Annotated in this window: 20 protein-coding genes; 1 reads left to right on the top strand and 19 read right to left on the bottom strand. The window is 41.5% G+C overall.

From position 1 onward, the window contains the following. Positions 1-10: 10 nt before the first annotated feature. From P1X15_RS00545 to P1X15_RS00505, 9 genes are all read right to left on the bottom strand, one after another. Entirely contained in the window at positions 11-1,483 is a 1,473-nt protein-coding gene (locus P1X15_RS00545) for an alpha-amylase family glycosyl hydrolase (RefSeq protein WP_277336187.1), read from the bottom strand. A gap of 12 nt (positions 1,484-1,495) precedes the next feature. Then, positions 1,496-1,885: a type II toxin-antitoxin system VapC family toxin gene (locus P1X15_RS00540; RefSeq protein WP_277336186.1), complete on the bottom strand. Its 390-nt coding sequence runs from the start codon at positions 1,883-1,885 to the stop codon at positions 1,496-1,498. Continuing rightward, on the bottom strand, positions 1,879-2,103 hold the full coding sequence (locus P1X15_RS00535; protein WP_277336185.1) for a hypothetical protein: 225 nt from the start codon (positions 2,101-2,103) through the stop codon (positions 1,879-1,881). Before P1X15_RS00535 ends, P1X15_RS00540 begins: the two co-directional genes overlap by 7 nt. 48 nt (positions 2,104-2,151) lie before the next feature. Continuing rightward, the gene (locus tag P1X15_RS00530) at positions 2,152-2,745 is read right to left on the bottom strand and encodes a riboflavin synthase (RefSeq protein ID WP_277336184.1); all 594 of its coding nucleotides are present in this window, start codon (positions 2,743-2,745) and stop codon (positions 2,152-2,154) included. Positions 2,746-2,806: 61 nt separating this feature from the next. Then, entirely contained in the window at positions 2,807-3,667 is an 861-nt protein-coding gene (gene rfbA, locus P1X15_RS00525; protein ID WP_277336183.1) for a glucose-1-phosphate thymidylyltransferase RfbA, read from the bottom strand. A gap of 153 nt (positions 3,668-3,820) precedes the next feature. Continuing rightward, positions 3,821-5,752, bottom strand: a complete 1,932-nt coding sequence (locus tag P1X15_RS00520) for a TlpA disulfide reductase family protein (protein ID WP_277336182.1) — start codon at positions 5,750-5,752, stop codon at positions 3,821-3,823. A 166-nt stretch (positions 5,753-5,918) separates the two neighbouring features. Then, positions 5,919-6,956 carry a hypothetical protein gene (locus tag P1X15_RS00515; protein WP_277336181.1) on the bottom strand — a complete coding sequence of 346 codons (1,038 nt, stop codon included), beginning with the start codon at positions 6,954-6,956 and terminating at the stop codon, positions 5,919-5,921. A gap of 263 nt (positions 6,957-7,219) precedes the next feature. Next, positions 7,220-8,527 (bottom strand): sodium:proton antiporter NhaD, encoded by a 1,308-nt coding sequence (gene nhaD / locus P1X15_RS00510; protein WP_277336180.1) that lies wholly within the window; start codon positions 8,525-8,527, stop codon positions 7,220-7,222. 37 nt (positions 8,528-8,564) lie between these two features. After that, positions 8,565-8,999 carry a CBS domain-containing protein gene (locus P1X15_RS00505; RefSeq protein ID WP_277336179.1) on the bottom strand — a complete coding sequence of 145 codons (435 nt, stop codon included), beginning with the start codon at positions 8,997-8,999 and terminating at the stop codon, positions 8,565-8,567. Positions 9,000-9,145: 146 nt separating this feature from the next. Between P1X15_RS00505 and P1X15_RS00500 the strand changes: the two genes are divergently transcribed. After that, positions 9,146-9,334 (top strand): hypothetical protein, encoded by a 189-nt coding sequence (locus P1X15_RS00500; protein ID WP_277336178.1) that lies wholly within the window; start codon positions 9,146-9,148, stop codon positions 9,332-9,334. A gap of 7 nt (positions 9,335-9,341) precedes the next feature. Here P1X15_RS00500 and P1X15_RS00495 read toward each other — a convergent pair whose 3' ends face one another. The 10 genes from P1X15_RS00495 to P1X15_RS00450 all read right to left on the bottom strand — a co-directional run bounded on the left by P1X15_RS00495 (position 9,342) and on the right by P1X15_RS00450 (position 20,965). After that, entirely contained in the window at positions 9,342-10,337 is a 996-nt protein-coding gene (locus tag P1X15_RS00495; protein WP_277336177.1) for an FAD:protein FMN transferase, read from the bottom strand. 2 nt (positions 10,338-10,339) lie between these two features. Next, positions 10,340-11,590: an NADH:ubiquinone reductase (Na(+)-transporting) subunit F gene (gene nqrF, locus P1X15_RS00490; RefSeq protein ID WP_277336176.1), complete on the bottom strand. Its 1,251-nt coding sequence runs from the start codon at positions 11,588-11,590 to the stop codon at positions 10,340-10,342. 6 nt (positions 11,591-11,596) lie between these two features. Then, positions 11,597-12,211, bottom strand: coding sequence for an NADH:ubiquinone reductase (Na(+)-transporting) subunit E (nqrE, locus tag P1X15_RS00485; RefSeq protein WP_028664349.1), 615 nt, complete (start codon positions 12,209-12,211; stop codon positions 11,597-11,599). Between the two features lie 45 nt (positions 12,212-12,256). Continuing rightward, positions 12,257-12,937 carry an NADH:ubiquinone reductase (Na(+)-transporting) subunit D gene (locus P1X15_RS00480; RefSeq protein ID WP_277336175.1) on the bottom strand — a complete coding sequence of 227 codons (681 nt, stop codon included), beginning with the start codon at positions 12,935-12,937 and terminating at the stop codon, positions 12,257-12,259. Continuing rightward, positions 12,934-13,665 carry an NADH:ubiquinone reductase (Na(+)-transporting) subunit C gene (nqrC, locus tag P1X15_RS00475; RefSeq protein WP_277336174.1) on the bottom strand — a complete coding sequence of 244 codons (732 nt, stop codon included), beginning with the start codon at positions 13,663-13,665 and terminating at the stop codon, positions 12,934-12,936. The genes P1X15_RS00480 and nqrC overlap by 4 nt, the downstream gene beginning before the upstream one ends. Continuing rightward, positions 13,658-14,815 (bottom strand): NADH:ubiquinone reductase (Na(+)-transporting) subunit B, encoded by a 1,158-nt coding sequence (locus P1X15_RS00470; RefSeq protein WP_277336173.1) that lies wholly within the window; start codon positions 14,813-14,815, stop codon positions 13,658-13,660. The genes nqrC and P1X15_RS00470 overlap by 8 nt, the downstream gene beginning before the upstream one ends. A gap of 37 nt (positions 14,816-14,852) precedes the next feature. Further along, entirely contained in the window at positions 14,853-16,211 is a 1,359-nt protein-coding gene (locus P1X15_RS00465; RefSeq protein WP_277336172.1) for a Na(+)-translocating NADH-quinone reductase subunit A, read from the bottom strand. 273 nt (positions 16,212-16,484) lie between these two features. Further along, the gene (gene murI / locus P1X15_RS00460; RefSeq protein WP_277336171.1) at positions 16,485-17,309 is read right to left on the bottom strand and encodes a glutamate racemase; all 825 of its coding nucleotides are present in this window, start codon (positions 17,307-17,309) and stop codon (positions 16,485-16,487) included. A gap of 23 nt (positions 17,310-17,332) precedes the next feature. Further along, entirely contained in the window at positions 17,333-18,514 is a 1,182-nt protein-coding gene (locus P1X15_RS00455; RefSeq protein ID WP_277336170.1) for a DUF819 domain-containing protein, read from the bottom strand. 45 nt (positions 18,515-18,559) lie between these two features. Next, on the bottom strand, positions 18,560-20,965 hold the full coding sequence (locus P1X15_RS00450; protein WP_277336169.1) for an endonuclease MutS2: 2,406 nt from the start codon (positions 20,963-20,965) through the stop codon (positions 18,560-18,562). Between the last annotated feature and the right edge of the window lie 46 nt (positions 20,966-21,011).

The raw sequence follows: 21,011 nt of genomic DNA, 5'->3' as shown, positions 1-21,011 counted from the left end.
AAATAAATTTTCACTCCCCCAATACCACACAACTATAAGGAGCAATAGAAAGAGTGTCGGCTTTTAGGAAAGTAACCGAAGACGTACTAAACAAAACATGATGAGGTAAAAACGGAGCCGAAAACGTAACTTCTTCACCACAAATATTATGAATCACCCAGACTTCATTCTCCCCCACGCTACGCTTAAAAGCCACCATGCGACGGTCGGAGTGGGTATCTAAGGGTTGGAGATTTCCTCGAATATCCCCCAAAACTGCGTTCGATTTTCGGAAATGAATGAGGCGTTTGTAGTGATTAAAGAGTGAATCAGGGTTTTGGCGTTGTACTCCCAAAGGGATTATTCTTTTATTTTTGTTGTATTTAGGCACCATCCAGTGTGTGCGTTGATGGTCTTTTTCGGGCTCATCCCACCAAAAAGGCTCACGGATATACTCGTCAGGTTTTTTACCCAACATTCCGATTTCTTCTCCATAGTACAAATAAGGCTGCCCAGGCAAAGTCAACAAAATATTGGCGGCGACTTTTAGGCGGTTGATATTACCCTTCAACGCACTTCCGATGCGGGTTTGGTCGTGATTGGTAAGCATGATAGCATCAATGAAACGCGGATTGGTTTGCGCAAAAATCAGGCGATTTTGAGCAAGCTTTTTTACCAAACCTACCGAATCCCGTTCGGTGGCGGTGATTTTTTGGAGTGCCAAACTCAAGTCAAAATTAAAATTGGCGGTAAGCCCTCGAAAATACGGGGCAATTTTGGGTGCTTCGGTCCATACCTCACCCACAAGATATACCTGTGGATTGATTTTTTGCATTTCGATACGGAATTCCACCCAAAAATCATGATTTTTATATTCTTCCCACTCGGGATAAATATGCCGTGCTGCATCAAGTCGAAAGCCATCTACTCCCATTTTAAGCCAAAACTGCCCTATTTCATAAATCGCCTTGCGCACTGGAGGATGGTCACAATTGAGATCTGGCATTCCTCTCCAAAACAGCCCGTAGTATTTTTCAATGTTATCGGGCCATTCGTGCCAAGGGTTTCGATCCCAAGTGTCGGGCGTAACTTCGCGCGTAGCAATGCCTAGTTCTTCGATTTCTTGAGGGCTTTTCCAATTATAAAAATTTCGATAAGGATTGTTTTTGCCCCTAACCGACTCCTGAAACCAAGGATGATTGGCACTTGTGTGATTGATGACTAAATCCATGATGACAGCAATGCCACGCGCGTGCGCTTCTGAGAGCAGCCGCTGGAAATCGTCGAGCGTGCCATATTCTTTGTCGATGGCGTAGTAGTCAATCACATCGTATTTGTGATAACTCGGGGAAGTAAAAATAGGAGTGAGCCAGATAGCTTCAATGCCTAAGTCGGTGAGATAATCTAATCGGGAAGTGATACCATTGAGGTCACCGATACCGTCGCCGTTTGAATCACAAAATGAGCGAACGAAGATTTCGTAACAAATGCGTGGGTGAGACAAGATATGTAAAAGTTATAAACGGGTAGGATTGACAATTTTAAGGGATTTAATAGCCCGAAAATCACGTTCGTTATCTGTCAGCAAGGTTAATTGATGAACTAAAGCGGTCGCTCCTATAATTGCATCCGGAGTTTTTATCCGATACTTTCGCCTGAGTGCTATGGTTTTTTGGGCTACTTCATCTGAAAGAGAATAGATAGTAGAATCTTCTATAAATATCTCAATTTGCTGATACAGCATTTTATCAGTAGTTGTCCAGCTCAATAACTCTATTTTAGTGATAATGGAAATATTGCTTTCTATTTCAAAAATAGAGTCCATAAACTCATACCCTTTCTCAGGAAGAAGCCCATTCAAATACTTGCTTACAATAGAACTATCTACCAAGAAACGTTTCACCATTCTTCTCTGATTTCTTTGAGATGTGATTCTAAACGGCGCCCTTCCTCGCCTAAAATGCTTCTTTTAAGACCAAGAATACGATTTTTTTTTGCAGGCTTTTCAGTTTTTGACTCAATGGGTAAAATAATAATTTGCACCCTTTTTGCATCGAAATCTGGAGGGAGTGAATAGGTTATCTTGTGGGCTTTTACCTCTATTATATCACTGATTGCATTCATAAAATATGAAATTTTACCAAATATAACCTTTTTATACTGAGAGTTGTACTATCCTTGCCTCCTCGCTAATATCTTCTGCATATATTTCCCTAAAATATCAAACTCCAAATTGACACTATCTCCTACCTGAAGCTGATGAAAGTTGGTATGCTCGTAGGTATATGGAATAATGGTTACGCGGAAGCCATCGTCTTTTGAATTAAAAACAGTCAAACTCACGCCATTGACACAAATCGAACCTTTTTCAACGGTGATATTACCAATACTTTCATCATATTGAAAATCGAAAAGCCAACTTCCGCCTACCTCTTCGATATAAGTACAAATCCCCGTTTGGTCCACATGTCCTTGCACAATATGCCCATCAAAACGCCCATGCGCTGGCATACAGCGCTCGATGTTTACTTTGGTGCCTATTTTCCATTGTCCTAAGTTGGTTTTTTTGAGGGTTTCATCTACCGCCGTGACGGTGTAAGATTGCTCTTCTAAACTCGTCACAGTCAAACATACGCCATTGTGACTTACACTTTGGTCGATTTTGAGTTCTGATGCCAAATGCGATTGAAGCCTAAAAGTGAGGTTGGTACCTTCGGCAAGGATTTCGATTACTTCGGCGGTAGTTTCAACAATGCCCGTAAACATAGATTTCGAGATTCAAAAAGATAAACCAGCTAGCGAAGTCACTAGCTGATTAGTCAAAAAATTATTTAAGAAGTCCTAGCAAATAGCGTCCATAACCACTTTTTAACAAAGGCTGGGCGATTGTGCGAAGTTGTTCTTCGTTGATAAAGCCCATTCGATAAGCGACTTCTTCAATACAACCAATTTTAAGCCCTTGACGTTCTTCAATTACCTCCACAAATTGGCCTGCTTGCATTAGAGAAGCGAAAGTACCCGTATCGAGCCAAGCAGTACCGCGATTGAGAACACCTACTTTTAGTTTACCTCTTTCAAGATAAACACGGTTTATATCCGTAATTTCTAGTTCCCCACGAGGACTAGGTTTGATATTTTTAGCAATTTCTACTACTTCGTTGTCGTAAAAATAAAGTCCTGGTACGGCATAATTTGACTTAGGATTTTCGGGTTTTTCCTCGATAGAAAGCACATTGAAATCTTTGTCAAACTCCACCACGCCGTAGCGCTCAGGATCATGTACTTGATAAGCATATACTACTCCTCCTTCGGGGTCGTTGTTGGCTTGGAGCAATTTACTCAATCCACTGCCGTAAAAAATATTGTCGCCCAATACAAGTGCTACTTTATCATTGCCAATGAAATCAGCTCCAATGATAAACGCCTGTGCGAGTCCGTCGGGGCTAGGTTGCTCGGCGTATTCAAATTTACACCCAATCCGACTTCCATCACCCAGAAGTTTTTGGAAATGAGGTAAATCATGAGGCGTAGAAATAATGAGGATTTCACGAATACCCGCTAGCATTAAAATTGACAAGGGGTAGTATATCATAGGTTTATCATAAACAGGCATGAGCTGCTTGCTTACGGCCAACGTAAGTGGGTGAAGACGAGTGCCAGAGCCTCCGGCAAGAATAATTCCCTTCATATTTGGATGATTATCGAATTGGTTTCAATTGATTTGGTAGCAGGTATTAAGCTGATAAGCGCAAAAATAATAAATTAGCGTCATAACGCTGTTACCTATAAATAAAGCCCGTTTTGCAACGGGCTTTGACAAATAGCTATTCAAAAACGCTTTTTATGGCTGATTATTCTCATTAGCGAGCGCAATCATGGTCGAAAGCTCATCTACAAGTGCATCGGTATTTCCGCCAAAACCAATGCTTTTGAAACGAATATTGCCTGTTTTATCAATCACAAACTTGGTAGGAATCCCCGATACTTTATAAGAAGCCACTACTTCGTCTTTTTCGTCGAGCAACACATTGAATGTATATTTTTTCTTTTCGATAAAATCAGCCGCATTTTTGCGTTTGTCGGTTTCGGTTTGCCAAGTATCGATGAAAACAAAAGCTACATTGGGGTCATTTTTGAATTTGTCAACGGCTTTTTGCATTCCGGGAAACGACATGATACAAGGCCCACACCAAGTAGCCCAAAAATCAACTACTACGGTTTTGCCTTTTAAGTCGGCCAAGGTCACGGGCTTGCCTTCCAGATTGACGAGACTAAAAGCAGGAGCAGGTTTTAGAATCATTTTTTCGCGAAGTTCGGCGCGCGTACTTTCGGAAGCGATACGATTCAACTCCGCTATGTATCCCTCAAAACCATTTTCATTTCCTTTTTCTTTTAAGTACGCTTGTTTGAGAGCAGTATGAATAGCTTCGGTAGACTTGCCCTTTTTGATGGCATTTTCGGCCACTTCTTTGATAGCAGCAGGGTTTACCTTTTCTAAAGCTTGAATGTATCGCTCATTCATTTCGGCATTTTTGTAATGACCATATGTAATGGCCGCATCTTTCAAAAACGGCACGGCTTCGGCAGCTTTGCCTTGTTTGAGTAAAATATAACCGTAGGTATCAGCAAAGGTACTGTATTGATTTTCGCGTCCTTTCCGAATTTTCGCATCAGTACTTGAAGAAGGGTCGCTTGCATGGCGGGGTTGATTGATTTGCTCCTTGGCCCATTGGGTAGCTTGGATCGATAGCTCGGCGGCTTGTTCTAAGTTTTGGTCTTTTTTGGCCAAATTCCATGCGCTTGAATTATATACTTGCATCGACTGGGATTTTAGTTTAGGACGCGCTTCGGCTACTGTTTTTTTGAAATCATCCCATTGATTAGAATCGGCGAGCATTCTCAAATAAGTATTATGAATGTATGTCATGTACTGCCAATCAATAGGCTTTGGCTCTGAGGGAAAATTATTCCAGACTTTAGCATATTCTTTTTTCTTGTCGGCAATTGATGATTTGGTACGTACAAAATTGCTATACGTAGCTACCATATCTTCTTTTTTACCAAACTTACTTTCTTTCACTTTTTGGACAGCTTCGGCTTTTTCTTTTTGTTGAAATCTTTGATAAACTTGTTGTAACGTACCCAATTCTTCTTCATTTAAGTCGGAATTTTGGGCAAGTAAATCTGCATCGGAGAGGAGCTGTTTTTTGTCTTCTTCTTTCCGAGGACTCAGCGTAGAAGCATATTCTTTGAAAAATTTGCGTTTGTTGGGAGGATAAAGACCAAACTCTTTTTCAATGAGTGATTTTGCTAGGTCTATGTCGCGGTCGTCGAGTCCCATATCATAATAATAGTTGGCGTAGGCATAGCTTAGACTTGCATAGCTACCCGACAGAGGCTTGGCGTCGGTTCCATACAACAAAAAAGCATAAGTTTGACCATTGTTGAGGTCTTTCTTTTCTTCGGTCTGGGGAATGATACAAAACGCGACAGCGTCGGTAGGAGCCGTAATTTGTGCCTCAAACTTCGTTGCTTTTTTTGTGAACGTGTATGCTTGCGCCAGAGGTTCGTTATTGGTACGTAACCAATATACGACTGCTTCGAGGGATGTGGCCTCTCTAAGTTTTGTTTGACTAGGGTCATAAGTTACCCCCATTGCTTGCCCTACGATAGGCCTATCCGTAGTTAATTTGAGGGCGTTGCCGGTGTATTGAGCCATGGCGCTACTACTCCAAATCAGCAATAAAGTAGCATAAAAAAATAGTTGTTTCATGGGAAAGATGAAGTAAAATGTGGAATATAAAGAGTTTGTATCATCAAAAGTCAAAAAAAGCAGAAACAATCCCAAGTAATGAGGCTCAAAATATAGGAATAAAAAAAGACCTCTTACCAAAGCAAGAGGCCTAATAAGGAAACCTTTACAAACTAAAATTAAAAATTTAATCATTGATAGAAATAGAACCCGAGCTAGCTCTCATAGTGACGAGCGTACCGCCGCCATTGAGTTTGCCATTGATACGGTCTTTTTCTATAATACCGCTGAAGTTTTGGAGAGTGCCAGCATGCACCCGATTGGCACGTAGGTCAAGGTCAAGTCCTTTGTTGAGTGGCATTTGTACATGAATCCCACCGGCCGAAGTTGAAAGATCAAGGTATTTGCCGAGACTTACGATTTCGGCGTGGATACTACCAGCACTTGTGCTAGCTTTGAGGGCAGCAGCTACTCCCATAAGTCTAATAGAGCCGCCCGAAGTAGAAGCCACAAGCTCACCTTTGATACCTCCGCCTTTGATACTTCCTCCACTTGTAGTAGCTTTTACATAGCCCGTTACTTCATCCAATTGAATACTGCCACCCGAAGTCACAAGTTTAATATCACCGTCACAGGCATCGGCGTGAATACTTCCACCGCTTGTACTTAAATCTAATTGTTCGCGACAATTGGTCAAATGGATACTGCCACCAGAGGTACGGCCTTTGATGTTACCTCTTAATTCGTTGAGGTGAAGACTACCGCCGCTAGTGGTAAAATTTTGTATACCCGACAAACGAGCCAATTTGATGCTTCCACCGCTTGTAGCCAAATCCGTAGTGGTTTTTTCGGGAACAAACACTTTAAAAGAAATACTAAGTGATTTTTTCCAGTCCCAGCTATCGTTTTCGCTTTTACGTTTGGCTTTGCAGACGAGGGTTTCGCCGTCCAATGCCACTCTTACTTCATAATCTTGGAGGCGCTCATCGATTTCTTCCTTGCTCATCGAAGACTTTCCATTCCAATTGTTAGACCGTACATACATTTCTACCCTTGCTTCACCGCTTTCGCCTGTCACCTGAATGCTTCCTCCGGAAGTACGAACATTCAAAGCTTTAAAAGAAGAAGGGTTAAATGTTTTGGTAAAATAAGGTTTGTCGTCGTTTTGGGCAAGGGCAACGGCAACTGTGCCAACAAGCATTGCGAAGGTTAAGAAGGTTTTCATGAGCTGTAAATTTATAAATGAGAGGATGAAATTGTTGGTGATTTTTTAAAAAGATGCTAATTTGATTCGTAACGTTGCACCACTTCTATATTTTTTTAAAATAAAAGGAAATCATTTAGTGATATGCATTTTCAGGAAACCAAAATCGCAAACCTACACAACAACCAAGTTATTGATTTTCAAGGCACAAAGACAGTTTATCTGTCGCTGAAACTTTTTTAGCTAGGAGCTTATCGCCTAAAGCCTATAGCTAAGTAGTCAATCTAATGCGTTAAATAATAAACACCAATGCCAGCCAAATACCCTGCCAATCCATACCCTGAGATTCGTTTGAGATACCATATGAAATCGATTTTTAGGATACTCATCGAAGCTACGCCCGCCGCCGAGCCAATAATCAAAATACTACCACCTGTGCCAGCACAATAGGCCAACAAATTCCAAAAATCATGGTCGGGTGCGTAAGTAGAAATAGGGTACATTCCCATAGCAGCTGCTACTAGAGGCACATTATCTACAATCGCCGACAGTAACCCAATGAGGGCATTAATCAAATAAATACTACCAAAGGTTTCGTTTAGATAAGTAGCCATCAAACGAAGATGCCCCGAAGTATTGAGGGCTCCTACCGCCAATAAAATCCCTAGAAAAAACAAAATACTGGGTGTATCAATACGGTGCAACATAGCCGCTACCGAATAGCCTTGTTTGTATTCTGGCTCTTTATGCCGATGCAAAAATTCAGTAAAATACCATAGAAGCCCCACCGCTAGCAATACTCCCATATAAGGCGGATAATGAGTAAGGGCTTTGAATACCGGTACGGATAGCAGTCCCAAGCCGCCTAGTACAAACATTAAATTACGCTCTAGAGGCGTAGTATAGGCATGAGCTTTCTTTTCTTTTTCGGTCACTTTAGGGGTTTCTATATGCCCACGCAGAGTATAAGAGGCTATTAACAAAGGAGTGAGAAGACTAACCGCCGAGGGAAGAATCAGGGTTTTCATAACACTTAGGGTAGTTACTTGTCCGCCAATCCACAGCATAATGGTCGTCACGTCCCCAATCGGCGACCATGCCCCACCAGCATTGGCTGCTAAAATCACAAAGCCCCCAAAAAACCAAATATTTTCCTTGTCTTTAATAATCCTCCGAAGCAACGCACACATGATGATAGCCGTGGTCATGTTGTCTAAGGCCGCCGATAAAAAGAATGTTATCCAAGAAATAATCCACAATAAAGTGACACGATTGGTGGTAGAGATGCGATCCGTAATTACTTTAAATCCATCATGCACATCTACCAGCTCCACAATAGTCATCGCTCCAAGTAGAAAGAAAAGAATACCGGCGATTTCCCCCAAATGTTCGAAGAGAGATTCATTAAGAGTCTCGTGGGCATCTCCGTTAGCTCCTTGAAAGGCGGGCATATAATCATATCCAATGAGTAGTATAACCCAACAAAAAACCCCCGTCAATAAAGCGGAGGCTGCTTTGTCAATCTTGAGAGGATGCTCAAGCGCAATGAGCACGTACCCTAAGATGAATACGGCCGTCAGTAAAATAATCATGATAGAAAATTAGAGAGGTTGGGAATTGAGCCGAAAATTAGGCATTCGTAATATAACTTTCAAGAAATTGGATATGATCCACTTGTTCTTTCATGATTGAATTTACAATATCACCAATACTCAATATCCCAATCACTTGGTCATCTTCTACGACAGGTAGGTGGCGGAATTTTTTCTCACTAAAAAGTTTCATACACTCTTTGATGTCTGTATCAGGACTTACCGTAAATACCCTTGAAGTCATGACTTCTGCAATAGGAGTGCTTTTGGCTTTTCGCCCTTTGATGATTCCTTTTCGTGCATAATCTCGCTCAGAAAATATACCCACGAGCTGATTGTTGTCGATTACTACTACAGCACCGATGTTTTTGTCGGACATTAAGTGCAAGGCATCTATGACAGTATTGTCGGAAGAAACACTCCAGACATAGGACTGTGGCTTATCGGTAAGCAATTTTTTGACTGATTTCATAAGCGTTTCATATTTAGTGAGTTAGTAGCGAGTAGACATATACGAATATATAAACAATGTTGAATATATACAAATAAATATATGAAAAATATTATTATATTTGTGTATATTTATTTGATAATTGTCATTTAAAAAGATAAATAGTTATGCTTCTGGTTTTATCCGTTTTGGTAGTGATTATAAGTGTGTTATTGTTGGGAGTGAGATTGATTTTTGTCAAAAATGGCGAATTTAAAGGCAGTTGTGCCAACAATAACCCATTTTTACAAAAGGATGGAATTGTGTGTGGTGTTTGTGGAAAAAAAGTAGGAGAAGCTTGTAGCAATAAATCTTGAAGCTACTTCAGTTTGAAGAAGGGGTATTAAAAAAACCTGGAGTATGATAAGTTTGAAAATCCTTATTGGGCAGGGTATAAATACAGTAGAACTCTAAACGCTGCTGCTCTGCTATTTTTTTTGCAGCATCTAACCCCATCACCAAAAAAGCCGTAGCGAAGGCATCGGCAGTCATACAATCGTCGGCTATTACAGAGACACTTAGCAAATGATGAGTAATAGGGGTACCTGTTTTGGGGTCGATAGCGTGACTGAACTTCTGCCCCTGACGTACCACAAACTTTCGATAACTCCCCGATGTAGCCAAGGCTTGGCCGTTTAAAGCGACAATAGCTTGAAGTTGTCGTTGATTATCGGAATTTGAAATAGGTTTGTCGATCCCTACTTGCCATATTTTGCCGTGTTGGTTATGTCCCAAGGCGCGCACTTCACCTCCTATTTCCACCAGATAGTTTTTAATACCCTTAGTTTCTAAAAACGCTACCATTACATCTACTGTATAGCCTTGTGCAATGGCATTAAAATCGATTTCGGTTCGTGGGTTTTGCTTCTGAACTACGCCATTTTTGAGTTGTACCGACTGATACCCTATCAATTGCCGGAGGCTATCAAGTGTAGTTTGAGCAGGAAAAGGCATTCCTTTTTTGTAGCTAAATCCCCATGCTTTTACCAAAGGTCCCACCGTAATGTCAAAAGCTCCATTGGTGATTTGGGATATAGACTGCGATTTTTCGAACACTTTTTCAAAATGATAATCAACTTTTATGGAGGATTGATTGGTATTGACAGCGCGAAGAATAGAAGTGCTGTCCCAAAGCGACATACTATGGTCTATGACTCTAAAAAGGCTATCGATGGAGTGCGAAAAATCTTCCTTGCTGTCATATACAATTTTAAAGGTAGTTCCTTGAGCCTCTCCTTCCAAGGTAGTGAAAGTAGGTGATTGTTGACAGCTACTTACCCAAAAACTGATAAACAAAATACCCCTCTGCAAACTTTTCATACTTAACTACCAAAATCGTCGAAAGCAATATTTTCTCTAGCCACTCCAAGATTGTCGAGCATATTTTGTACGGCCGATAGCATCATAGGTGGGCCACACAAGTAGTATTCGATGTCTTCAGGGGCTTCATGACTATCCAAATATTCGTTTTTTACAACTTCATGAATAAACCCTACATAACCTTCCCAATTGTCTTCGGGCAAAGGAATAGACAGCGCGATTTCAAACCGAAAATTAGGAAACTGCCGTTCAATCGCCCTGAAATCTTCTTCATAAAATATTTCTCTTTTGCTACGCGCACCGTACCAATAAGATACTTTACGTCCCGATTGGAGGGTATGAAATAAATGAAAAACGTGAGAACGGAGAGGAGCCATCCCAGCACCGCCCCCGATATAAATCATTTCTTTATCGGTATTTTTGATATGAAATTCGCCATAGGGGCCACTTATGGTGACTTTATCACCGGGTTTTCGTGAAAAAACATACGAAGAACAAGCCCCAGGATTTACATCCATAAAGGCATTGCGAGTTCTATCCCAAGGAGGAGTAGCCAATCGAATATTGAGCATGATGATGTTGCCTTCGGCGGGGTGATTGGCCATTGAATATGCCCTAAAAAGCGGCTCATCGATTTTGGTTTTCAAATCCCAAATCTTAAATTTATCGTATTCGTCTTTAAAGCGTTCGGGAATCTGATAAAGCTGGGTTTTGAAATCAATCATAGTAGAAGGAACATCCACTTGTATATAATCCCCAGATTTGAATTTAAGCAACTCTCCCTCAGGCAGTTTTACTACAAATTCTTTGATATAGGTAGATACATTTTCGTTTGATATTACCGTACACTCCCATTTTTTAATCCCAAATACTTCGTCAGCGATTCTGATTTCCATATCATCTTTGACCTTGACTTGGCAAGCAAGCCTTATCTTCTCGTTTACTTGTCGGCGGTTGAGGTGATTGGTTTCGGTGGGCAATACCTCGCCGCCGCCCTCAAATACTTGGCATTTACACATGGCGCAGGTTCCGCCGCCTCCACACGCGGAGGCTAAAAAGAGATTTTGAGCGGCTAAGGTTGACAGCAAAGAGGAACCGGGTTTGACAATGAGGGGAGTGTCTTGGTTGCCATTGATGACAATAGCCACATCCTTTTGAGGCAATAACCGATTTTTGGCCGTCAAAATAAGGAATGCAAACAACAAAATCACTAGAATAAAGACGACAACACTGGCAGAAAGTACAGGCAGCATAGGATGTTAGAGTTGAATTCCTGAGAAACTTAAAAAAGCAAGCCCCATCAAGGCTGTGATAATCATCGCAATCCCTAATCCTTGCAAAGGCGCAGGAATATTGGAATACCGTAGACGTTCGCGAATAGCAGCAAGCAATACAATCGCTAAGAAAAAGCCAATACCTGCACCGAGAGAGAAAGCAGTAGTTTCGGCAAAATTATACTCGCGTTCTTGCATGAACAACGACGCCCCTAAAATGGAACAATTGACCGTAATGAGCGGCAAAAATATACCGAGAGAATTGTATAAGCCGGGCATGAATTTTTCAACAACCATCTCTACCAATTGTACTGCCCCTGCAATAGTGGATATGAATAAAATAAACGAAAGAAATGTTAAATCTACCGAAGCCAAAGAAGGGTGTATCCAACTCAGTGCTCCTTCTTGAAGCATATAGCGTAGAATGAGATAGTTGAGTGGAGTGGTAAGGAGCATCACAAACACCACTGCCAACCCAAGCCCAAAGGCCGTTTTTATTTTTTTGGATACAGCCAAAAAGGAACACATTCCCAAAAAAAAGGCAAAAATGACATTTTCGACAAATATGGTCTTGATTAAGATATTGATTAGGTTTTGCATACTTACTTAGTTTTAGGAGTAAATATATCTCTAGTAATCACCGAATTAGGAGGCATTGATAAGGTTTTTGTTGCGGCTTCGTTGCCACCATATATAGATTCCAATCAAAAATAAAGCAGCGGGAGGGAGCATCATGAGGCCGTTGTTGACATAGCCCATATCGTACAACCATTGAGGAACGACTTTGATACCAAAAACCGAACCCGCCCCCAGCAACTCCCGAACAAAAGCTACTACCACTAATATAATCCCGTAACCAAGCCCATTGCCAATGCCATCCAAAAACGAAGGCCAAGGTTTTTGAGCAAGTGCAAAAGCTTCTAGACGCCCCATAACGATACAATTGGTGATAATCAAACCCACAAATACGGATAGCTTTTTGCTGACATCAAACAGATAGGCTTTTAATACTTGATCTACAATCGTGACGAGCATTGCTACTACGATAAGCTGCACAATGATTCGAATACGGTTTGGGATGGAATTTCGAATGAGAGAAATAATAAGATTAGAAAAAGCCGTAACCAGAGTCACCCCCAAAGCCATGATAAGCGCAGGCTTCACTTGGACAGTCACCGCCAAAGCCGAGCATACACCTAATATCTGTACCGTGACAGGGTTGGTATCATCCAGAGGGTCGCGTAAAATTTGGATATTTTTTTTCGACAACAATCCCTCCTTTTTTGTCTCCTGAGTAGCCAATGTAGCTGAAGTTTCGGTGCTCATGGTGCTTGTTGATTTGATGGTGATTCGTTTTTGATTTTTTCAAAATAAGCTAAATAGGGGGCTGTACAATTTTTGAGCATGGCATCAGTGCCTTTGGAGGTAATGGTTCCCCCTGAGATAGCATCTACACGATGTTCGTCGCTGAGGTTTAGTTTATCCGTTTTTTTGACCACGTTTACGGATACAAACTGCCCTTGCTCAGAGATGATTTTTTTTCCTTGAAATTGTTGCTGAAAAGGAATTTCGGCTATTTCAGCACCTAAGCCAGGGGTTTCGCTTTTATGGTCAAAAAAAGCGCCATATACTGTATTTAGGTCATTTTCAAGAGAAATATAGCCCCATATTGGCCCCCACAACCCTACCCCTCTCAACGGAACAATGTAGTATTTGCGGGCGTCGTCTGCGGTGAAGATATACAAAGGAAGGTGGCGGTCTTTGGCGGGTTTAGAGAGTTCTTTTTTTAAATCAATGTCGTTTATTTTTAGTCCCGTTAATACTTCTCCCGAACTATTCAATACAACTTCCTGAATACCTTTGGTATAGGCATGTTCAATCTCTTCACCTTTTGTAAAAGATAAACGCACCGCTTTCAAGATGTTAGATTTCTTATCGAGAGCAATGTTGGCTACTTGGGCAGGTTTCAGCCCTTCGGCAGCTACAGTCAGTACAATCGCCGTAATGATGGATAATACCCCGGCGTAGAGGAGAGTATATCGATTGCTATGCACGTTTCTTGCGATTTTTGATGTGTTGTTCTATTACAATATGATCAATCAAAGGAGCAAAAACATTCATCAATAAAATGCTCAACATCACTCCTTCTGGATAGGCAGGATTAAAGACTCTTAGAATGACCGTAAACATCCCAATAAGTAAACCATATATCCACTTACCTACTTCGGTATGTGCAGCACTGACGGGGTCAGTAGCCATATACACTGCCCCAAACGCAAACCCTCCCATCAGCCAATGATAGTAGGCGGGAGTATGCATAGGATGGGTAGGGATGTCGACTGGCGCGAGGCCATTGAGTACTAGCCCCATCACCAATGCCCCCACAAAGCAAGAGACGATAATTTGCCAACTTCCAATGCCAGTAACAATGAGAATAAAAGCACCAATCAGACACGCAAAAGCGCTTGTTTCGCCAATCGAGCCTTGTTCAAACCCCCAAAACATATCTGATACAGTCCCTACTTTTGTGAAATCAGTATCAAAAGTGACGAGATTGGTCGCTCCGGAATAGGCATCAACAAGCGAATGTCCATTTTCGGACGACAAATCAGTCCAGATATCACCAGACATATACGCTGGAAAAGCAAAGAATAAAAAGGCCCGCGCCAATAAAGCAGGGTTCATGAAATTCATGCCAGTGCCCCCAAAAATTTCTTTACCTAATACGGTGCAGAAAATAGCCGCAAGTGCCACCATCCACAGCGGAATCGTGACGGGCATGGTGAGCGGAATCAGTAGCCCCGTAACAAGGTAACCCTCGCTGACTTGGTGATTGCGAATAATAGCAAAAATAAACTCGACCCCTAGCCCTACCGTATAAGAGACCACGATGATGGGGAGGACTTTCCAAAAGCCAAATAAAAAATTATCCATCATTGATACTTGTACGCCATAAGCAAGGTGATGCTGATAACCTACATTCCACATTCCAAAGAGTAGGGTGGGTACCAATGCAATAATAACCGTAAACATGGTTCGCTTGAGGTCAATCGCATCGCGTATGTGTACCCCACTAGCTGTAGTATGAGCTGGTACAAACAAAAACGTTTCGAGAGCATCAAAGGCGGGATGGAATTTTTCAAATCGCCCCCCTTTCTCAAAATGCGGTTTTACGGATTGAATGAGATTTTGAGCTATTTTCACACTAAACGAAAGTAGAGGTTAAACATTTTCTAAGACACTAGCCTTCACTGCGGATATAATCGAGACCTTCTTTAATAATACGTTGTACGTCAATTTTGGAAGTACACACAAACTCACAGAGCGCAAAATCTTCTTCTGATACTTCGTATATTCCCAAATCTTCCATACGTTCAATGTCTTTGGCCAAAATAGCTTTGAGCAAATGTACCGGATAGATATTCATGGGAAGTACTTTATCGTATTGCCCTGTCATGACAAAGGCACGTTCTTCACCGTTGGTATTTGTATTCAGATTATAGCTACGGTCGGGAGTAAGCCACGACAGAAAAGTTCGAGAAAGACTAAGCTTATGAAGACCAGGAAGAAGCCACCCCAAGAACTGAGGTTCGTTTCCCTCAGGGACAATAGTCAGCTGATTTTCATAAAAAGAAAGAAAATCGTCGCTGCTAGATCGCTTTCCTGTAAGGATATTACCTTGTATAATACGATAATGGCCCTCATGGAGTTGATGCTCTAAGATAGTGCTTAGTTTTTGGCCCGTCATGACTCTAACATAGTGGGGATGAATCACCCCACTCCCTGTAAGTGCGACCGTTCTGTGAGCGCGATAGCGACCTTCGCTGAACAAACGCCCAATGATAATCACATCTTGCGGATGAATATACCACACAACTTCTCCTTTCTGAATAGGAGCAATATGGTGTATCTGAATACCTACATTGCCGGCGGGATGAGGGCCTCTAAAATGATGTATTTTATGGTGAGAAAATTCCTGAAAATCACTTTCTGAGATTTTCTCTTTTGTCGAATCGTGAATTGAAATGTGAAGATGACCGTTGGAAAGTTTGTCCAATACTTCAATTCCTAGTTGAAAATTGGCGCGTTCTTGTTCGATAATATATCCTAAATCGGGAGCAAGAGGGGCCGTGTCGAAACAAGACACAAAAATAGCTTTAGGAATATCAGTAGGATTGGCGATGAAGCAGTAGGGGCGCTGGCGAATGTAACTCCAACAGCCACTTTCCAATAATAAGTCTATGATTGACTCTCGCGCGGCTTCTTTAAGGTTGGGTGAGGGGAAGGAAATATACTTGGGGATTTTGTCGGGCAAAATTCGAATTTCTAAAATTCGTCTTTTTTCACCTCTGACGATTTCGACCACTTCGCCACTTACTGGCGAAGGAAGACGAATGAGTGGGTTGTTTTTATCATAAAAAAGTGGATGACCTGCCAATATTTCCTGCCCTACTTCTACAGAAAGTTTGGGGATAAGCATAGGAAAATCATGAGGCTTAATAGCGATTAAATTGGGGAGGTCAAGGGAGGAGGTTATCTTTTCAGCTACACCATTTAGCTTTATATTATAACCTTTTTTAATAGTAATTACTTTTTCCATAATACTATTTATTCTTTTAATAATACAAAAGAAACCTTTTTTTTTGAAAATCCTAATTATTTCCAAAAAAACTCACCCCGATTTACAACATTGATTATGAGGATATTATGTTGTTTTTATATAGAGATTAACTAGAAAAAGCGTTTCTGCTTCATAAAGGCTTATTTGTGCCACTAAGAAGATGATATAGGAATATTAAGCTGCAAAAAAAGGAGTCAAATAAAATATTCGAAGAAATATAAAATTCATTGGTGGAGATTGAAAGACAATCATCTAATGAATTAAATCTTGATGGAAGCTTTTTACGTTTTGACCAAAAAATACGGCAGATTGCTTGTCAAAGTTTTCGGTGGAATCGGTGGTATAAAACGTACGATTTCCATTTTTGCTACACCGCTCATCGATTTCGGGATGCCTGTGTAGATAATCTGTCAAACTTCTAGCGACGATTTCGGCTTGATTGATGATTTGGATATGAGTAGGTAAAAATTGGCGGATTTTCTGGATAAGGAGTGGGTAATGCGTACATCCTAGCAGCACAGCATCAATAGCAGGAGATTTTTTTAGTAAATTGTCAATGTGTTTTTTTACAAAATAATCAGCCCCTCCTTTGTCGTATTCATTGTTTTCAATCAAAGGAACCCACATCGGGCAAGCTTCTTGAAAAACCTGAGTTCCGGGGAAGAATTTTTCAATTTCGACCAAATAAGATTCAGAAGCCACTGTACCTGCGGTAGCAAATATACCAATATGCCCTGTGTGGGAAAAATCCCCAATAACTTCGGTAGTAGGTCGAATGACGCCCAATACTCTTCGGTCAGGAGCAATATGAGGCAAATCTAGTTGCTGAATATTGCGTAAGGCCTTAGCCGAGGCGGTATTGCATGCCAAAATAACGAGAGGGCAACCTTTGGCAAATAGATGTTTGACACATTCCAAAGTATAATGATATACCGTATCAAACGACCGCGTACCATAAGGAGCGCGAGCATTGTCGCCGAGATACATATAATCATAAGAGGGAAGCTGTTTTACTAATTCCTTCAAAATAGTAAGGCCTCCATAGCCCGAATCAAATACTCCGATTGCTCCCTGCATCGACTTTATTTTATGATTAAAAACTAGGTGCCAAATATAGTGATTAAGAGTTGAGCTACTCCCAACCCACAGTAAGTACCCAGGGCATTGCCTAAAGCGCCCACTAAGATAGCAGGCAGATACAAATCTGGACGATTGAGGCTTTTGGAAAGAGCTAAAGCAGAGGCCGAACCTCCCACATTGGCTTGCGACGCTATCGCCAATATATCCCAATCTTGCTTCAATAAGGCTCCGATTCCAAAAATAATACTGGCATGAACCGTTATGAGCACACTTACGAAAATGACCATACTAAGAGCCAAAGTGCCGTCTTTGAAAAGTGCCTCAATATCGCAGAATGCGCCAATCACTGCCAAAAATAAGTAAATACAAAACATAGCAAGCACTTTCATTCCCCGCAAACGCTGAATCACAGGCCACTGTGCTAATCCTAAAGCTAAAGTCGTAAGTACCAAAATCGAAGGTATTTTGGGAAACCAAAGCGATACTTGACTAGATACCAAAAGGCCAAAAGCCCCCAGCCCGATTAAGATAGCTAAATCTTGAGGCGTAAAGGTCTCGGTATCGTTGGTGGCCGAAGATATTTCCGTTTCAACTGAAGGTGGAACTTGGGCTGAAGAAGAACTTGGACTCCGACGAGGAAAGTAACGATTCAACAGCTGCGGCAAAAGAAGGGTTGATATCATCCACAGAGCCGTCAAAATATTATCTATCGCCGTGGCAGAGGCATACAAATGTCCCTCTTTGTTGATACCATAATGAAGAGCAATCGCGTTGAAGTTGCTACTTCCTCCAATGTAGGTACCCGTAAACATCCCTCCTAGTGCATAATAAAATTTACCGAAACCCTCGGGGCCGTTGATAGCAACAATCCCCGCCGTAACGCCCATCATTGTACCAAGTGCTCCGAGCAAAAAACTACCTATCATGGGCTTGCCCGCCTTTTGAATATCCTTAAGATTGACAGTAAGCAATAAATAAAAAATAGAAACGGGAGCGAGGTAAGTAAAAATGCCGTCATAGAGAGGGGGCACATGGGTGGAGGCAGGAATCAAGCCAATATTGGAAGTAAAGGCGGTGAACAAAATTACGATTAGTGCCGTACCCATATGACGTAGATAAGGCAAACGTGCTAGCTGCTCAGAAATAACGATATTGAGCATCAAAATGACTAAGATAGCGAGTGGGTCTTGAAACAAAGGCATAGTGGGCTGATGATGAAGTAGATTGCAGATGCAATATAAGCTTTCTTATCGCATCTGCACAATCGTGACTCCAGCACCACCACGGTCGGGGTGTTCGTCGTTCATTTTGCCAACTTGTTTGAATGACTTGAGATGATTCCGAACCAATTGCCTCAATATCCCGTCGCCTTTCCCATGTACTATGCGTAGTTCGTCGTAGCCTAGTACAATGGCATTATTGATAAAATCATCCAGCTCCACTATTGCTTCTTCACCACGCTTACCTCTTATGTCAAGATTAAAACTAAAATTCAACATCTTTTCATTAAGGTCAATGCCACCTAGTTTTGGGGCTGGGCTTTTTTCGCCAGTAGCCTCTTTAAAAGCCTTTTTGGAGACTTTTTCAAGACGGTTGAGTTTGACATTGGATTTTAAATCTCCGATGCGTATTTCAGCATCTTTACCTTTCAAAGCTAATACTTCTCCCACCGTAGATTGGCCTTTGATACGAACGAAACTACCTACGCCGATTTCGCCTTTTTCTGGCAAAAACTCTTCTCTTTCTGGTTCGATTACGGTTTCAATTTGGAGTTCCTTTTTCTCAAATTGCTCTAACTCCTGCCTCACGATTTTGGTAGTATCTCTCTCGGCTTTGTTTTCCTTAATTTCCCGAATCGTGTTTTCGATACGTTGGTTGGTTTCTGCTAAGAGCTGCTTCGCTTTTTGTTTGGCTTCATTCAAAATCTTTTTTTGCTCAGTATCAAGCTTTAATTGCAGCGCAGTCGTTTCTACAAGTTGTTGAGCCAGCTTGCGTTCTTTGATTCCTATCTCTAGGTTTTTGTCGGCAAATACTTTCTTTTCAATATCTAGTTCTTTGAGCAACTTTTCGAAATTGACTTGTTGAGTACCAAGCTTACTTTTAGCTCTTTCCACCACTGCTTTGGGCAAACCAATCTTAGAGGCGATTTCGAAAGCAAAGCTACTGCCTGGCTTCCCGATTTCTAACTCATACAGAGGCTCAAGGTGCTCTCCGTCGTAGCGCATTGCTCCATTGACCAAGCCATTGGTTTTGTCGGCATAGGTCTTGAGATTGGTATAGTGGGTATTGATTACACCATAGGCTCCAGATTTGGTAAGGTCTTCTAAGATAGCCTCCGCAATAGCTCCACCCAAACTTGGCTCAGTACCAGTCCCAAACTCATCAATCAAAAACAAAGTACGCTTGTGCGAAAACTGCAAAAAATGACGCATATTAGTCAAGTGACTACTATAGGTGCTAAGGTCATTGTCAAGGCTTTGCTCGTCGCCAATGTCAATAAAGAGGTTTTGAAAAAGACCTACTGTCGAGTCCTCACGCATGGGTACCAACAAGCCGCATTGTAGCATATATTGTACCAATCCAAGGGTTTTCAGTGCCACTGATTTTCCTCCCGCATTGGGCCCCGAAATCACCAAAATGCGCTGATTCTGTTGGAGTTGAATGGTGAGGGGCACTACTTTTCTATTTTGTTTTTGGAAAAATAAAAAAAGCAAAGGGTGCTGTGCCAGGCGCCAGTCCACAATAGGCTGATTCACAAATTTAGGGTTCGTAGCACCAAGTATAGAAGCAAATTTTGCTTTGGCTCTGATAAAATCTACCATTCCTAAAAACTGATACGCTTTTTGTAAATCAGTCAAATGAGGACGGATTCGATTGGCTAATTCAATCAAAATCCGATTGATTTCGCGGCGTTCGGCATATTCTAGTTCTCTGATTTCATTGTTAGCGTCCAACACATCTGCGGGTTCGATGAAGAGAGTTTGACCCGTGGCAGATTCATCATGCACAAAACCCTTGAGTTTACGTTTATGTTCGGCCGCAATAGGTATCACCATTCGGCCATTCCTGACCGTCAATGATACATCATCTCCTACCCATCCACTACTTTTGGCATGTTTGAGCATAGAGTCGAGTTTTTTGCGTACGCTTGCCGCTTCAGCAATCAGCCTACGACGAATATCCGCTAACTGAGGAGAGGCATTATCGCGGATTTGACCACGGTCATCGATGATACGGTCAATAGCGTCACTGACCGATTTCTCTACTTTAACATTACCGGCCAAATCTGTTAAGAAAGGAAAACGTCCTTCTTCTTGATCGGCCAGAAATTTCAATACTTGTCGAATGGTACGTAACGAAAGCTTAAGATCAAAAAACTCATCCAATGAAAGCAACATGCCCTCTATTCTGATTTTTTCTAAAGCAGGAGTAGCATCCAAATAGTTTTGGGCTGGAAACTCTCCCGTCGTTTCTTCCAAAATGTTTTTCATTTCGGCAGTTTGGCGGGTAAGTTTATCAATCACGACAAAATTGTCGGAAAAGCGGATTTTTTGCACAAAAGCTTGTCCAAGTGGGCTTAGGCATAGCTCACTTAGTTGCTCACGAATACGGTCGAATCCTAATTTCTGTTCTAAATCTTGCGGGTATAACATATATATCAAACATTTACCACCGAATATTCATCCATTTAGAGGCAGT

Source organism: Runella sp. MFBS21 (assembly GCF_029433105.1).
In the GTDB taxonomy this organism is placed as follows: domain Bacteria; phylum Bacteroidota; class Bacteroidia; order Cytophagales; family Spirosomataceae; genus Runella.
Note: the sequence above shows the minus strand (reverse complement) of the source record. Positions and strands in the feature narration are given on the sequence as shown.